The organism is Phreatobacter sp. GW821-FHT04C01, assembly GCF_059420385.1.
In genome coordinates this window covers 1-15,016 of the sequence record NZ_JBWKTP010000024.1, presented here as the reverse complement: position 1 = coordinate 15,016, position 15,016 = coordinate 1, and the positions used below count along the sequence as shown (strand labels likewise).

Genomic DNA, 15,016 nt, shown 5'->3' with positions numbered 1-15,016 from the left:
GGCCAGCCCCGCCGCACACCCGAGTCAATCCGCCGCACTTCCTCTCCAGAGATATGTGCATGCCGTAGACGTCTTCGCGGGAGAGGGGTCACGCGCGTCAAGCCGCGGTCACGCAGGGCGAAGGATGTGGATGTTCACGCTGAATCAGAGCCTTCGCCGAGCCGCGCAAGACGCTGATTCGGCTGGGAATTGCCGGCGCTTCTCCGCGCCGTCCACTTAAAACCGGCGCCGTCCTTGCCGGTCGCGGACGCGTCGATGCCGTTCAGAAGATCGTCGGCATCATCGAGCCGATGGCGATCGCCATGATGAAGCCGATCACCATCAAGGTAGAAACATAGGCGAAATCCAGGCTGCGCATCTTGGCCTCCCTTCGACCTTGTCGACCGGGCGTTGGGCCGCCCTTCTTGTTGATGGTTGCTTGGCGCCCGGCGGGGCGCCATGGCCCCGGCCTTGCGCCTCTGCTTCAGGCCGCCGGCCTGTCGCGCCGGGCAGCCGACAGGCCCGCCGAAAACAGCGGCTGCACCGTGCGGGCGCCGGCAAGGCCGGACCTGACGATGGCGGCGGCGATGCTGGACCGCAAGACCACATCGGCCATGGGAATGCGCAACTGATCACAGCAACGGCGGAACACCGCGCCCATCAGCCGCAGCTCCTCGGCGGAAAACTCCTCGGCCGACGGCGGTGTCGTCGCCTTCACGGGCATGCCTGCACTCCCTCGGTTTCGGGGGCGGGAGCACGGACCGTCTCGCAGCCGCCGGAGCCCAGGCTGTCCTGTCCGGCGATGGCGTGACCATACCACGATCCGCGCCAAGTTTCGCGCAAAATCGATCACCCGGCCACGGCCGCTGCCCTGGTGGAACTTGCCGCATCGCACCATCTGAAGGTGGGCCGTTGTGGTCAGGTCGACGCGCCGGGTGTTGCAGCCGGCAATCGGCATTGGCCGAACGGCCGGCGGCGGGCTACACCCCGCCGCGCCGGATCGCGGATCCGGGATCGGAGATTCGATGCACGTGCTTCGCTTTGCAGGCAATGTCCTGTGGTTTCTGCTCGGCGGCCTGATTGCTGGCGTGATGTGGTACCTCGCCGGCCTGATCGCGGCGATCACCATCATTGGCCTGCCCTGGGCCTTTGCCTGCTTCCGGCTGGGCAATTACACCTTTTTTCCCTTCGGCCGCGAGGTCATCTCCCGGCACGAATTGTCGGGCGAAAGCCAGGGCGCCATGGGGCCGCTGCGCCTGATCGGCAATATCATCTGGTTCGTGCCGCTCGGCTTCTCGCTGATGCTGGTGCACATCCTTGCGGCCATCGCCTGTTTCGTCACGATCGTCGGCATTCCCTTCGGCTGGGCCCATCTGAAGCTCGCCCAGGCCTCGGTGTTCCCGCTGGGCAAGCGCATCGTCGCGACCGACGTCGCCAATCTCGCCCGCGAACGCAATGCGGCGAGCACGCTCGCGGCGCTGCGCTGGCGTTAGGGCGGACGGGCATCAGAAATGCAGGTTGAGGCCGAGCTTGACGTTTTCGGTCGAGAAATTGCGGGTCTGCAGGAATTCCAGGGGATAGGCGCCCATCACCTTGCCGAGCATCAGGTAATTATACTCGGCCCTGATCGAGATCGTGTCGGTCAGCGCATATTCCAGACCCGCCCCGAACAGATAGCCGGCCTGCCACCTGCTGTCGCCGAGGTCGCCGCCGATGCTCTCCCGGCGCACCAGGGCGAGGCCGGCGGTGGCGAAGGGAAGCAGCCGGTTGAACACCAAGCCGTAACGCAGCTTCGCCGCGCCGTACCATTGCGGCACGATCATGCCGGCGGGTGGCCCCGGGCGGGAAGCCTGGTGCCAGAGATAGCTCGCCTCGATCTCGGCGCCGAACACTACGCTCATGGCGCTGCCCTGGACCTGCAAGTTGTAGCCCGCCTGCAGGCCGGCCATGAGCCCGCCGTCGATCTTGACCCGTTCGGCATTGCCGTTGCTGGCATAGCCACCGTGCAGGCCGACATAGGGGCCGGTCCAGCTGAAGGCGCGCGGCTGTTCGCGCGTCTGGGCGCGGACGGCCGGGGCGGCGAGAAAAACGAGGGTGAGCACGGCGATGGTGAGGAGCAGGGCGGGGGTGGTGAAGCCTGCTGTTCGGCAGCGCCACCTCATGCTATCAGCCGGCGCCAGGGATATTGCGATCCCGTCCATGGATTCGACCCATTAATTATTGTGAAGCGATATTGAATTACCGTTTTACAATAAAGTAAGGCCAAAATGTGGCGATGCGTTCGGACGTTCGCGCGTCAAGGGCTTCCCAAAGAGCGCGTAGACCCTCGCCCACAGGCGGGCGGGGGCTTGCGCACACGGCGCGATCAGCTTCATCTCCACGCGCCACTCGCTATTCCCCGCTCGCCCCCACCATCGCTCCGATCCTTTGCAGCTTGTCCGGATTGCGGGTGACGTAGACCGCCACGATCCGGTCGTCCTCGATGGCGAAGCAGGTGGTCTGCAGCACGCCGGCCTGCAGCGAGACGATGCCGGGCAGGCCGTCGATCAGGCCGCGCGCCAATATCTGCGGCGGTTGGTAGCCGGGCTTGCGGGCGAAGCCGGCGAACAGCCGGGCGACCGCGCGGCTGCCGAGGATCGGCCGGCCCGCCGCCGGGCGCTTGCCGCCGCCGTCGGCCTGCGCCACCACATCGGCGGCGAGCAGGCTCTGCAAGGCCGTCACGTCGCCCGAGCGCGAGGCCGAAAAGAACGCGTCGGCGATTTCGAGGCCCCGGTCGCGCGACACCGGAAAGCGCGGCCGCGCCGCCCGCACGTGGCCGCGGGCGCGCGTGGCCAGTTGCCGGCAGGCGGCCGGATCCCGGTCGATCGCCGCCGCCACCGTGTCGAAATCCTGGCCGAACACGTCGTGCAGCAGGAAAGCCGCCCGCTCGAGCGGCGACAGCCGTTCGAGCGCCAGCATCAAGGTCAGCGTCAGGTCGTCGGCGTCGCCGGTCTCCGCTTCGGCCTCGAAGATCGGTTCGGGCAGCCAGGGTCCGATATAGGTCTCGCGTCGGGTCCTGGCCGATTTCAGCTGGTCGAGGCAGAGCCGGGTAACCGTGCGGGTGAGGAAGGCTTCCGCATTGGCCACGGCCGCCCGGTCCGTCCGGTGCCAGCGCAGATAGGCGTCCTGCACCACGTCCTCGGCCTCGGCGACGGAGCCGAGCATGCGATAGGCGATGCGCACCAGCCGTGGCCGCATCCGGTCGAAAGCCGCTGCGTCCGCGCCGGCCCTTGCCTCGTCCGGCCCTGCCTCCCTCGCCATCGTCAGGCTGCCTGCACGGCCGGCCGGTCAGCCTTGTCGACCGGATGGACCACGCCGAAACCGACGGCGAAGCGGTTCCAGGCATTGGTGGTGACGATCATCATGGTGAGCTCGACCTGTTCCTCGGCCGAGAATTCGGCCTGCAGCAGCTGGTAATCCTCGTCCGAGGGACGACCGTCGGCAATCCGCGTCAGCGCTTCGGCCCAGACCAGCGCCGCCCGCTCGCGCGCCGTATAGAGCGGCGATTCCCGGAACGCGTCGAGCAGCAGGAGCCGGATCGGCGTCTCGCCGGCCTTCAAGGCTTCCTTGGCATGCATGTTGATGCAATGGGCGCAGCCATTGATCTGCGAGGCGCGCATCTTGACCAGTTCCAGGAGGCTCTTCTCCAGGCTGCACTGGCTGATCCGGGTGCTGAAATCGAGCAGGGTCTGCATCGGGCCGGGGGCCGCGGCAAACAGGTTGAGGCGGGGCTTCATCATGTCGTCTCCAGTTAAGGCGCTTCACCAAGCGTCCGATGCCAAGACGAGGTGGGGCGGCCCCATGTGACATGGCCCACCGAAAAAAAGTTTCGAACCGACACCACTGCGCGGCGCGCCGGCGCTTGGCGGCGGCGAGCGGAACCGGTCGGGCGGCCCGGCGTTGTCGCCTGTGCCAGCCGGCAAGCGAATTCCGTGCGAATTCTCGAGAGGGCTTCCGACATGACCAGCCCGGGCCGACGCGCAGCCACGCTTGCCGAGATCCGCAACCGCAAGATGGCGCGCTCGCCCCATGCCTATGTCCGGGGCAATACCGGCAAGTTCTACCAATGGCTCGCGGCGAGCCCCGGCCAGGTTCCGGACGGGCCTGCGGTCTGGATCTGCGGCGATTGCCATCTGGGCAATCTCGGTCCGGTGGCCGATGCCAAGGGCCGTGTGGCCGTTGAGATCCGCGACCTTGACCAGGCCGTCATCGGCAACCCCGCCCTGGATCTGATCCGGCTCGGCCTGTCGCTCGCCTGCGCGGCGCGCGGATCGGACCTGCCGGGGGTGACCACCGCGCGCATGCTCGAGCACCTGGTCACCGGTTACGACGAGGCCCTGGCCGGCGATTTCGCGGCCGAGCACGACAAGAGCCATCGCTCGCGCCGGATCCAGAAGATCTTGGCGCAATCGGTGCATCGCCGCTGGCGGAACCTGGCCAGGGAACGCCTGGAGGATACCAAGCCCAGCCTGCCGCGCGGCAAGCGGTTCTGGAGCCTCGCGGCGCAGGAGCGGGCGGGCCTCGTCGGGCTGTTCGGCGAGGAACCGGTGCGCGCCATGGTGACCGCGCTGAAGAGCCGCGATTCCGGCGATCCCATCGAGATGGTCGACGCGGCCTATTGGGTGAAGGGGTGCAGCTCGCTCGGCCGGCTGCGTTATGCGGTGCTGCTGCGCGTCGGCGACGACCCGCGCCTGTGCCTGGTCGACGTCAAGGAGGCCACCACGGCTGTGGCGCCGCGACTCGCCGGGATCTCGATGCCGCGCGACAACGCCGCGCGCGTGGTGCGGGGCGCCGAAGTGCTGGCGCCCAATCTCGGGCATCGGATGGTGGCCGCCCGGCTCGCCGGCACCGGCGTGGTGCTGCGCGAACTCATGCCGCAGGACCTCAAGATCGAGGTTGAACAGCTGACCCCGAAAGAGGCGATGCGGCTCGCCGCCTATCTCGCAGGCATTGTCGGCCGGGCGCACGGGGCCCAGATGGACGCCGCGACGCGCCGGTCCTGGCGCGCCGAGCTCGCCCGGGCGCGAATGGGAAGGCTGGATGCGCCGTCCTGGCTGTGGTCCAGCGTCGTGGCCCTGGTTGCCGACCACGAGGCGGCCTATCTGGAACATTGCCGCCGATTTGCCCTCGGGCCCGCGGCGCGGCCGGTCGCGCGCGGCATGACGGCACGCCACCCGCCGGCCTGAGCCGGCCAGGGTTTGTCCTGAATGCCATGGGCAAACACCCTGATGGCTCCGCCGGCCCGAACGACCGATGTTGCGGCGGGAGCGGTTGCGAGCGGCACGCCGGCGCGCGCGGCCACGGCCCATCGCTCTTGAGATCCGGCGCCTTTGCAATCGCAATGCATGGGAGATCGGCCATGTTCTCGTGTACCCCGGTTGAGACGCTGGCTGCCGCCGATCATCTCGGCTGCCTCTGCCACAGGCCGGAAATCCGATCCCTGACGCGCCGGATCGGTGCCGATCTCTCCCGCCGCGGTTTTGTCGCGGGCATGGCCGCGTCGGTGGCGGCGCTCGGCCTGCCCAACTTCGCCAGCGCGCAATCGGCGCCCGTGCCCGCGCAACCGTCGCGGCCCCTGCTGTTCGTCAATTTCCGGCTGTTCGACGGCAAGTCCGGCAGCCTGCGCCAGGGGCTCGGCTTGCTGGTCGAGGGCAACACGATCAAGGCGGTCGCGGAGGGCAACCCGGCGGCGCCCGACGGCGCGCGGGTGATCGACTGCGGCGGCAGGGTTCTGATGCCGGGGCTGATCGACGCGCACTGGCACTCCCTGCTCGCGGCCCTGCCGCCGCAGGTTCTGGCGAGCGCGGATGTCGCTTATGTCCATCTGGCCGCCAGCGCCGAAGCCGAGCGCACGCTGCTGCGCGGTTTCACCACGATCCGGGATCTCGGCGGGCCGGCCTTCGCGCTGAAGGCTGCGATCGACGAGGGGCTCATCTCCGGCCCGCGCATCTATCCGTGCGGTGCCATGATCACCGCCACCGCCGGCCATGGCGACCTGCGCGACCTGGCCGACCTACCGCGGGCGGGCGGCATGCTCAGCCGCATCGAGCAGATCGGCGGCAGCATCATGGTCGACAGTCCGGAGCAACTGCGGATGCGCGTGCGCGAGCAGCTGCTGCAGGGCGCCTCGCAGATCAAGCTGGTCGGCAGCGGCGGGGTCTCGTCGCCGCGCAGCCCGCTGGATGCCGCGACCTTGACCGCGCCGGAATTGCGCGCGGCGGTCGAAGCGGCGGAAGACTGGGGTACCTATGCCACGGTCCACGCCTATACGCCGCTCACCGTCCAGCGCGCGATCGCGGCGGGCGCAAGGTGCATCGAGCATGGTCACCTGATGGACGACGCGACGGCCGGCCTGATCGCCGAGAAGGGCATATGGCTGAGCATGCAACCCTTCCTCAGCGATGCCGATTCCGTGCCCCTGACGGGCCCGAGCCGGACGCGGCAGCTGCAGGTCTTCGCCGGCACGGACAGCACCTACGCGCTGGTCAAGAAACATGGAATCAAGACCGCCTTCGGCTCGGATCTGCTGTTTTCGAGCGTTCTGGCGCGGCGGCAGGGCACCATGCTGACCCATTTGGCGCGCTGGTACACGGCGTCGGAAGCGCTGACCATGGCGACCGCCACCAATGCCGAACTGCTCCGCCTGTCGGGCCCGCGCGATCCCTATCCGGGCAAGCTGGGCGTGATCGAAACCGGAGCCTTCGCCGATCTCTTGCTGGTCGACGGCAATCCGCTCGAGAACATCGCGCTGATGCAGGATCCCGCCAGGAATCTCCTTCTCATCATGAAGGATGGCCGGATTCACAAGGATGCGTTGGGCCTGGCCGCCGCGAAATAGGCCCCCCCTTCTGCGCCGCGTCGCGTGTAAGGGCCCGCCCATAATCCTTAGGCCGGGTCGGCCGCGGCCGGGCTATGCGCGTCCTGGCGGAACCGCCGCGCCGATCCCACGTTCTCCATGAGCAATGGCGCCGTTCGCCGGACCTGGCGAACCATTGTCCGGCCGAACCCAGGAGCAGTTCATGCTTGATCGTCGGATCTTTCTTGCAGGCCTTGCCGGGCTGGCGACGCTCGGGCTCTCCGCACCCGCCGCGGCGCAATATCCGGGTTATCGCAACGACGAGCGCTCGCCGCGCCGGCGCCGTTATTGGCGGCGGCCCGAGCGCTGGAGCCATGGCGGCTGGCGTCGCCCGGCGGTCTCTGCGCGCGACCGCATGCTGATCGATCGCCAGGAGGTGCCGAGCTCTTATGGTTCGCCCTCGCCGTGGAACTGACCGGCCGGTGGCGTCGACGAGCCACCGGCCTTTTGTCGCGGCACTGCGGCCGTCACCTGGCCATGGCCACGCGTGCCACGCTCCAGTCCCAGATCCTGCGGACGATGCCGCCATCGGCGACCGCGCGCAGATGGGCGGCGACGCTGCGCCCGGTCATGGTGCCCTGATAGTGGCAGTCGCACAGCAGGCGATGCGTCTGCCCATAGCTCAGTCCGAAGAAGGTCATGGCGTCGCCGAGCCTGTCGCTCTTCAATCCTGCGGCGCGCAGCACCGGGTCGGCGAAGGCGAGCGCCACCGGCGTCTCCTCGTCGCGCAGGTTCCGGCATGCGTGCCGGGATATGTATTCCATTCTTTCGAACGGCTTGACCCGCCCCTCATGCTGTTCCAGCACGGCGGCCCAGCGCAGCAGGCGCTCGCGGCGGGACGTCAGCTTGATGGTATCGAGGGGGACGACATCGGCTCTGCGACTGATCTCAACCAGGCTCTCGTGCTTCATGGCGATCTCCGCTTGGCATCTTCCCGATGAACGGGCATCGAGGCGCAAGATCACGGTATCGGTCGGATACCGCGAGCCGGTCGGAGACGGCGCAAACTTTGTCGGGGCCGCCGGAGCTTCGATCCGGCCGCCCCCATAATAAGCCCAATCGCGCCGGGCCGAGAGCGGAAATTTGAGGCAGCGACCGGCAAGCGACGGGCGCCCGAGAAAAAGCCCGCTCCGGTATGGGAGCGGGCCAGGCTGGAGTGTTCTACAAGCTGCACTGCCGGGCGATCCTTGGCCGGTGGCGGCTTTGCCGCAAGCGTCGCCCGGAGGCAGGCCGGCGGAAGCGCAACCATCGCGACTGGAACCGATGGGAGAAGCGGGCTGATCACGCGCCATTCACGGACATATGATGTCGTACGACATGCAACGCTCAGGCGAGCTCGACTAGCTTGCTCGCGGACGGAGGCCGGACCGCCGCCGCCATGCAGCAATGCCGGGAATTGGAGCGTGAACCCAGGGAGCGCCGGGCATGCCAGGACCAGCATTCGTGATCGGTGACCGCGTTTTGGCCAAGGCCGACGGACGCACCATGGATATCGTCAGCATTCGCGCCAGCGGTTCGAAGCGGACCGTCGTCTATTGCGCCTGGGGCCCCAAGGGCCACCGTGTCATCCAGCTGTTTCAGCCCGAGCAGATCCAGAAGGCGCCGAGACCGGCCAAGGCCGGCGCGCGGCGTGCCGCCGGTCCCGTCCTGGTCGGATCGCCCGGCGCCGATGGCTGAGGCCTGATACTCACACCGCTTTCAAGTCGCCGAGCAAGGTCGGCACCAGTTCCGACACCGTCGGATGGATGTGCATGGCCCGCGCCATGAGGCTCGCCGGCGCATTGGCGATCATCATGTCGAGAATGCCATGCACCACCTCGTCGCCGCCGGGACCGAGAATGGCGGCGCCGAGGATCGCCTCGGTCTCGGCGTCGACGACGATCTTCATGAAACCCTGCGTCTCGCCCTTCTCGACGGCGCGCGCCACCCGGGTCATCGGCCGGGTTCCCACCAGCACGCGCCGGCCGGCTTTTCGCGCCTGCTCCACCGTCATGCCGGCCCGGCCGAGCGGCGGGTCGATATAGAGCGCATAGGTGTCGATCCGGTCGCCGACCCGGCGCTGGCCGCCGTCCAGCAGGTTGGCGGCGACGATTTCGTAGTCGTTATAGGCGGTGTGGGTGAAGGCGCCTTTGCCGTTGCAGTCGCCCAACGCGAAAATGCCGGGCACATTGGTGGCGAGCTGATCGTCGACGACGACATAGCCGCGCGTATCGGTGGCCACGCCAGCGGCCTCCAGGCCGAGGTCGTCGGTGTTTGGACGCCGTCCGACCGCCAGCAGCAGATGCGAGCCTTCGATCTCGGGCGGGCCGTCGCCGCAATCAAGCCTTACCGCGACACCGCTGCCGTGCTTTTCCACCGCGATGCATGCGGCATTGAGGCGGATCTTGACGCCCTCGGCCTCGAGGATGGCGCGGATCGCATCCGACACGTCCTCGTCCTCGCGCTGGATCAGCCGCGCTCCGGTTTCGACGATGGTCACGCCGCTGCCGAAGCGGCGATACATCTGGGCGAATTCCAGCCCGATATAGCTGCCGCCGACGATCACCAGGTGACGGGGCAGGATGGCCAGATCCATCAACGAGGAATTGGTCAGGTAGTCGATGCCGGCAAGGCCCGCTATCGGCGGCGTCGCCGCGCGGCCGCCGACATTGATGAAGACCTGCGCGGCCGCCAGCGTCTCGGTCCCGACCCGCACCGCTTCGGGCGACAGGAAGCGGGCGTGGCCGCGACAGAGCGTCACGTTCGGCTCCGCCTCCAGCGCGGCCTTCAGCCCGTGCCGGCTGTGCAGCACCACTTGCTCCTTGCGCGCCATGACACGCTTCATGTCGACGGTGACCGGACCATCGATGGCCACGCCATAGTCGCCGGCGCGGCGCGCCATGTGGGCGGCATGGGCGCTGGCGATCAGCGTCTTGGTCGGGGTGCAGCCGGTATTGACGCAGGTGCCGCCGACCAGGTCGCGCTCGACGATGGCGACCTTGCGGCCGGCCTTGCCCAGGCGCAGCGCCAATGCCGGCCCGGCCTGGCCGGCTCCGATGATGATGGCGTCGAAGTCAGGCATCGAAGCCCCCGTGCCGGAGCCCGTGGTCGCCCCGTGTCGTGACGTGGGGCAAGTCTAGAGCGTCGGGCGGCCGGGTGGAAGCCGGGGCGGGAACGGTGCGGCCCCCGGTGTGACCCGTCATGGCGATCCCGCTCGTCATGGCCGGTCTTGGGACTGATCGAGACGAGGGAGATACCAGGCCGGCGCTCGGCCGCCCGGTCCGTCACGACCGCCCCTGTTGAGGAGCCCTTGGTGACCAGGATCGCGGTTCGCGATAGACCGTCACCTTGAAGCCCTCCTCGGCTGACAGTGCCACGAAATGGCTGGTCATGACGTCGAACTCGGCGTCGCTCGCGGCGAAATCATGGGTGCCCGCGGCGTTGCGTGCTCTCAGGCGGTCTTTGCAGACCATGCTCGGCACATCGAGGAAGTACAGGCAGTGGTCGGCGCCTGCCCGCTCGAACAGCCCGCGCATCCATTGCCGATTGGCGAGCGTGTTGGCCGGGAAGTCGAGCGCCACCGAGACGCCCGCCTTCAAGAGCGCCTCGATATGCGGTCCCATGGCCGCGCGCAGCCGGCCGGCCGAGCGGACGTAGTCGGCGATGGTCCTGATCTCGTCGCCGTAGAGCCGGGCGAGCCAATGATCTTCGCTGATCAGCACGGTTTTGGGCTCGGCTGCGAGCCTGGCGGTGAGCGTGGATTTGCCCGCCGCGATCTTGCCGCAGACCATGTGCAATACGGGCTTGGAAGGGGACATGGCGGTTCCGAACAAAGCGCATGACGGGCACCGCCTGGACGCGGATGCCCCAAAAAAACACGACGGCGACCGGCCCGGTGTTTCAGGCGGGGGTGCTAATTTGCGTCGTAGGCAGGTTCGGAGCCATGCATGAAGCTTAGCACGAAGGCGCCGGGCCTTGGAACCGCCCGGTGCAGGGGACGGGCCTTCGCCAACGGCGAAGCCGGTGCGCATGAGGCTGAATGAAACAAAGCGGGTGCCGCTTCAGGGAAACGCCCTTATAGTCGGTGCTTCATTCGCTCCGCATGAGGTTTCATGGCCGCCACGACCTCGCCCCGATCCGCCGCGACCCTGGACGACGCCCGCGCGGATCCCGAGAGCACCGGGCGCCAGCCGGCGGATCTGGTGATCACCGAAGAATTGCGCCGCCGGCCGTGCAAACCGGTCAACCTTCAGGCCGAGGCCGAGGCCTTTCGCGAATTGTCCGACCTCATCGCCCGCAATCCGAACCGGGCGATCAACCGGTTCATGGAGCTGGCGGTCGAGCTCTGCCGGGCCGGTTCGGCTGGCCTGAGCCTGCTGGACGAAAACGAGGCGGGCGAGCAGGAGTTCTACTGGGAAGCCATAGCCGGCGTGCTGAAGGACCATGTCGGCGGCACAACGCCGCGCCATTTCAGCCCGTGCGGCCTCTGCCTCGATGCCGGGCGCACCATCCTGGTCAGCCGCCCCTTCGAGGTGTTCGACTATTTCAACGCCGCCGAGCAGCCCTTGATGGAAGGCCTGGTGGTGCCGCTCTACGACACCGGCGGCCTGCCGCTCGGCACGCTCTGGGTGGTTCACCACGACGTCGCCAGGCAGTTCGACGCCGAGGATGCGCGCGTCATGGAGCAGCTCGCCGTGCAGCTGGTGCTGGCCTTGAAGCTGCGCGACCGGCTGGAGAAGAAGGTCAGCGCGCACCGCACCAACGTGGCGCTGCGCGAGACCAATATGGAGCTCGCGGAGACCTCGGCCTTCCTTCAGAGCATCCTGGATTCCAGCACCGACTGCATCAAGGTGCTGAGCCTGGACGGCACGCTGGAACTGATGAATTCCGGTGGTCTCGGCGTCATGGAAATCGACGACCTGGCCGATGTCGCCGGCTGCTCATGGCCGGTCCTGTGGAGCGGCGGCCGCGACGACGGCGAGGACAATGAGGCGCGGCGCGCCATTCGCATCGCCGCTGCCGGCGGGGTCAGCCGTTTCCAGGGCTTCAGTCCGACCGCCAAGGGCGCGCCGAAATGGTGGGACGTGGCGGTGACCCCGATCATCGGCGAGGACGGCCGGCCGCAGAAGCTGCTCGCGGTGTCGCGCGACGTCACCGGCATCAAGGCGGCCGAGGAACGGCTGGCGGCGAGCGAGCGGCGCCTGAGGGTGGCGCAGAATTTCGCCGAGGTGGGCACTTTCGAATGGGCGATCGACAGCAACGTTGTCTACCCCTCCGAGGAGTTTTGCCGGCTCTGGGGCATCGAGCCGCAGGCGGCGCTGCCCGGCGACGTCTTTTCGACCCATGTCCATCCCGGCGACAAGCATATGCTGCTGGCCCGTCGCGACGGGCCGATCGAGAATGCCGGTGACTATGTCGAATTCCGCGTCATGCACGGCGATGAGATACGCTGGTTGGCGCGCCGCGGCGATGTGCTGCGCGATGCCGAGGGCCGGCCGACCAGCGTGCTCGGCGCCTGTTTCGATGTCACCGACCGGCGCAAGGCCGAGGAGCAGCAGCGCCTGCTGATGCAGGAGCTGACGCACCGGGTGAAGAACACCATGGCGATGGTGCAGGCGATCGGTTCGCAGACCCTGCGCAACGCCAATTCGGTGGAGGAGGCGGGCAGGGCCTTCGCCGCCCGCATGCAGGCGCTGTCGGCCGCCCATGACGTGCTGATCCATTCCAACTGGTCCAGCACTGGCCTCAGGCCGCTGATCGAACGCGCCATCCGGCTGCATGACGACACCGGCGTGCGCTTCGACATGGCCGGCCCCGACCTCGTGCTCGGCCCGCGCGCGGCGCTGACGCTCGCGCTGACCCTGCACGAATTGGGCACCAACGCGCTGAAATATGGCGCCTTGTCCAATGACGCGGGGCGGGTGATGCTGCGCTGGGACATCGCGGGCGCGGGCGAGGCTCGCCAGCTGACCATGACCTGGCGCGAGACCGGCGGCCCGCGGGTCGCCCCGCCATCGTCGCGAGGCTTCGGCTCGCGGCTGATCCGCCTCGGTTTCGGCGTGCCGTCGGGCGCGGTCGAGCTCGATTTCTCGGTGGACGGCGTGACCTGGACCGCCAGCGCCGGGCTGGCCGAGATTCAGTCCTCCTCCGGGGACTGAGCGGGGCGGCCGGGCCTGCTGCGGCGCGGGTGATGCGGTGTCGCTTCCAACTGTTCGTAAAGCGTGCGGCCGTCGGCGGTCAGCGCCGGGCCGCCGAAGGTTTCCGCGGCGAGGCCAAGCGCGATCAGCCGTTCCACCAGCGCCTGCCCGGGCGTGCCGGCATGCTCAGCCAGCATGATCAGGGCCGCGGTCTCGGCGACACTCAAGCCTTTGGCCTGTCGTTCGGCCTGTGGTTTCATGGGTTGCTCCACAACCTTGAGCAGGCAACCGGAAAGCGGCGATCGAAAGGCGGGCGGGATGGCCCGATCCCGGTGGTTTTGCTGCGAAAATCCGGCCTTGGCGCCCAAGCCGCCCGGATTCCGTCGTGATCATGACGTCACGGCGGTTGCGGGGGCGGGAATGCGGGCCGGCGCCTGCCCCGGAATTGCCGGCCCGGAAAAAAAAGCGGCCCGTTCCGGGCACGGAACGGGCCTTTGGAGGTCCAGGCGGGAAGGGCGGGAAACCGCTTCGAGGCTTCAACCCTGCACGGCGGGATAAAGTTCCATGGCGTCGGAACTTCACCGTGGCGGTTTCGATCCTCGCGCGGCAGGCGCGTCACGCGCGGGCCGGCGGCCGGCTGCGACATAAGGCTCCGATCGTGGGGCGGCTGTCGGTTGGGGGAGGAAGCCTCGGGCGAATCTATGCTAACATCGTGGCGCCTCGGACCTCATTGGCCTGGATTGCGTCGAACTCCCATGCGTCTGTCCATCATTTCCGTCTTCAGTCTCTCGATGTTGCTTGCCGGTTGCTCCACCGCCATGGCGCCGCCGACGGTGGTCAATTCCGCCCGTTCCATGCAGGACGAGGCGGCCTGTATTGCCGGATTGTTCGGCACCCGGCTCGAGCGGGTGAGGGCTGTCGACATTCCCGGCGGGCGCGAGATCGCCTCGATCGACCAGACTGGCCTGATCGTCGCACGGGTCGAGGTGAAAACCGTTGGCCGCGGCAGCCGGGTCACGCTCGAAGTGCGCGATTTCGCCCGCTATTTCTACGAGGACATGGTGCATCGCTGTGCCGGCTCACGCTAGCGCCTATTGCCCTGGCTGCATTTGCCTCGCGTGATCCGGCGCCGCCGCCTCGCGCTCAACCGGCGCTGGCGACGGATGCGCCGGGCATGCCGGCCGGCGTGCCGCGCAGCAGGCCTTTCAGCCTGTTGAAGGCGCGTAACGCGAAACCCACGGGCTGCGGCAGAGCGTGGCGGCAGAAAGCGAGCTTCCTGACATAGCGCGGCACGTGCCAGCGCGCCGTCACGCCCGAGCGGAACAACGCGACATCGCCGGCTCTCAGCACACGCGGAGCGGCGCCCTCGGCACTGACCTCGACCTCGCCTTCCAGGATGTGGACAGTCTCGTCGACGCCGAAATGCCAGTCGAACGTGCCGGCCGTGCAATCCCAGACCAGGCTGACCGCGGTGCCGTCGGACGAACGGGACAATTCGGCGGCGCGCGCCACCGGATCGCCGTCGATCACCCAGGCCGGCGTGATCGGTGCCGGCAGAAGCGCGACACTGTCGATGGCGGCGCTGACGATCGGGCTGGTCGGGTTCATGATGGCCTCCGTTGCCGGCCATGAAACCGCGGAAAGGTTAGCCCGGGATTAGGACATCCGGCGGGAGACGCGGCATTTCAGGGGTTTGGTAAACGCGTTTGCAACAGCGAGTAGCGAGTAGCGAGTGGCGAATGGGGCATGATGCGGCAAGCGCGCCACCCTCGCCCGCGTCTGCGTGGGAGAGGGGGCCGGAGGACCCGGGTGAGGGTGGCTGCGCCCGCCCGCGCCGTGCATTCCGCCCTTAAATGATGACCAGCCCTCTTCGAATCTTCACCCGGCGCCTCATAGCATCGAGCGAACGCGAGATGCGTTCGCACTCGCTATGCGGCCGACCTCTCCCCGTGTATAGACGGGAGACATCCGAGACAGGTGTTCGGAGACATCCGAGACGGTTCAATCATGGTGGTTTGTGACTGTG

At 67.9% G+C, this 15,016-nt stretch carries 16 protein-coding genes; 7 read left to right on the top strand and 9 right to left on the bottom strand.

Translation table 11 applies throughout. From position 1 onward, the window contains the following. Window positions 1–463: 463 nt before the first annotated feature. Entirely contained in the window at window positions 464–703 is a 240-nt protein-coding gene (locus AC07WJ_RS37085; RefSeq protein ID WP_494939754.1) for a hypothetical protein, read from the bottom strand. A gap of 289 nt (window positions 704–992) precedes the next feature. On the opposite strand from AC07WJ_RS37085, the gene AC07WJ_RS37080 reads away from it, so the two are divergent. Continuing rightward, window positions 993–1,472 carry a YccF domain-containing protein gene (locus AC07WJ_RS37080; RefSeq protein ID WP_494939756.1) on the top strand — a complete coding sequence of 160 codons (480 nt, stop codon included), beginning with the start codon at window positions 993–995 and terminating at the stop codon, window positions 1,470–1,472. Window positions 1,473–1,484: 12 nt separating this feature from the next. Here the strand turns inward: AC07WJ_RS37080 and AC07WJ_RS37075 are convergent, their stop codons facing one another. The 3 genes from AC07WJ_RS37075 to AC07WJ_RS37065 form a co-directional block, all read right to left on the bottom strand. Then, window positions 1,485–2,141: an outer membrane protein gene (locus AC07WJ_RS37075; RefSeq protein WP_494939753.1), complete on the bottom strand. Its 657-nt coding sequence runs from the start codon at window positions 2,139–2,141 to the stop codon at window positions 1,485–1,487. 229 nt (window positions 2,142–2,370) lie between these two features. Beyond that, window positions 2,371–3,279: a sigma-70 family RNA polymerase sigma factor gene (locus tag AC07WJ_RS37070; RefSeq protein WP_494939752.1), complete on the bottom strand. Its 909-nt coding sequence runs from the start codon at window positions 3,277–3,279 to the stop codon at window positions 2,371–2,373. Between the two features lie 2 nt (window positions 3,280–3,281). Next, window positions 3,282–3,755 carry a carboxymuconolactone decarboxylase family protein gene (locus AC07WJ_RS37065; protein WP_494939755.1) on the bottom strand — a complete coding sequence of 158 codons (474 nt, stop codon included), beginning with the start codon at window positions 3,753–3,755 and terminating at the stop codon, window positions 3,282–3,284. 222 nt (window positions 3,756–3,977) lie between these two features. Between AC07WJ_RS37065 and AC07WJ_RS37060 the strand changes: the two genes are divergently transcribed. From AC07WJ_RS37060 to AC07WJ_RS37050, 3 genes are all read left to right on the top strand, one after another. Next, window positions 3,978–5,204, top strand: coding sequence for a DUF2252 family protein (locus AC07WJ_RS37060; RefSeq protein ID WP_494939751.1), 1,227 nt, complete (start codon window positions 3,978–3,980; stop codon window positions 5,202–5,204). Window positions 5,205–5,377: 173 nt separating this feature from the next. Beyond that, window positions 5,378–6,856, top strand: a complete 1,479-nt coding sequence (locus AC07WJ_RS37055) for a metal-dependent hydrolase family protein (protein WP_494939750.1) — start codon at window positions 5,378–5,380, stop codon at window positions 6,854–6,856. A gap of 181 nt (window positions 6,857–7,037) precedes the next feature. Continuing rightward, window positions 7,038–7,289: a hypothetical protein gene (locus AC07WJ_RS37050; protein WP_494939749.1), complete on the top strand. Its 252-nt coding sequence runs from the start codon at window positions 7,038–7,040 to the stop codon at window positions 7,287–7,289. A 52-nt stretch (window positions 7,290–7,341) separates the two neighbouring features. Here AC07WJ_RS37050 and AC07WJ_RS37045 read toward each other — a convergent pair whose 3' ends face one another. Further along, window positions 7,342–7,785 carry a hypothetical protein gene (locus AC07WJ_RS37045; RefSeq protein ID WP_494939748.1) on the bottom strand — a complete coding sequence of 148 codons (444 nt, stop codon included), beginning with the start codon at window positions 7,783–7,785 and terminating at the stop codon, window positions 7,342–7,344. A 514-nt stretch (window positions 7,786–8,299) separates the two neighbouring features. On the opposite strand from AC07WJ_RS37045, the gene AC07WJ_RS37040 reads away from it, so the two are divergent. After that, window positions 8,300–8,551: a hypothetical protein gene (locus AC07WJ_RS37040; protein ID WP_494939747.1), complete on the top strand. Its 252-nt coding sequence runs from the start codon at window positions 8,300–8,302 to the stop codon at window positions 8,549–8,551. 10 nt (window positions 8,552–8,561) lie between these two features. On the opposite strand, the gene AC07WJ_RS37035 is transcribed toward AC07WJ_RS37040, so the two are convergent. Together AC07WJ_RS37035 and AC07WJ_RS37030 are read right to left on the bottom strand one after the other, a co-directional pair. Next, window positions 8,562–9,935: an FAD-containing oxidoreductase gene (locus AC07WJ_RS37035; protein WP_494939746.1), complete on the bottom strand. Its 1,374-nt coding sequence runs from the start codon at window positions 9,933–9,935 to the stop codon at window positions 8,562–8,564. A 202-nt stretch (window positions 9,936–10,137) separates the two neighbouring features. Beyond that, window positions 10,138–10,671, bottom strand: coding sequence for a P-loop nucleotide/nucleoside kinase family protein (locus AC07WJ_RS37030; protein ID WP_494939745.1), 534 nt, complete (start codon window positions 10,669–10,671; stop codon window positions 10,138–10,140). 294 nt (window positions 10,672–10,965) lie between these two features. Here AC07WJ_RS37030 and AC07WJ_RS37025 point away from each other — a divergent pair, with 294 nt between their 5' ends. Next, window positions 10,966–13,011: an HWE histidine kinase domain-containing protein gene (locus tag AC07WJ_RS37025; protein WP_494939744.1), complete on the top strand. Its 2,046-nt coding sequence runs from the start codon at window positions 10,966–10,968 to the stop codon at window positions 13,009–13,011. On the opposite strand, the gene AC07WJ_RS37020 is transcribed toward AC07WJ_RS37025, so the two are convergent. Then, window positions 12,990–13,358: a hypothetical protein gene (locus AC07WJ_RS37020; protein WP_494939743.1), complete on the bottom strand. Its 369-nt coding sequence runs from the start codon at window positions 13,356–13,358 to the stop codon at window positions 12,990–12,992. The genes AC07WJ_RS37025 and AC07WJ_RS37020 overlap by 22 nt on opposite strands. Window positions 13,359–13,745: 387 nt before the next feature. Between AC07WJ_RS37020 and AC07WJ_RS37015 the strand changes: the two genes are divergently transcribed. Next, a complete protein-coding gene (locus AC07WJ_RS37015) occupies window positions 13,746–14,078 on the top strand; it encodes a hypothetical protein (protein WP_494939742.1) in 333 nt (110 codons plus the stop codon). Between the two features lie 55 nt (window positions 14,079–14,133). Here AC07WJ_RS37015 and AC07WJ_RS37010 read toward each other — a convergent pair whose 3' ends face one another. After that, window positions 14,134–14,598 (bottom strand): cupin domain-containing protein, encoded by a 465-nt coding sequence (locus AC07WJ_RS37010; protein ID WP_494939741.1) that lies wholly within the window; start codon window positions 14,596–14,598, stop codon window positions 14,134–14,136. Window positions 14,599–15,016: the final 418 nt, after the last annotated feature.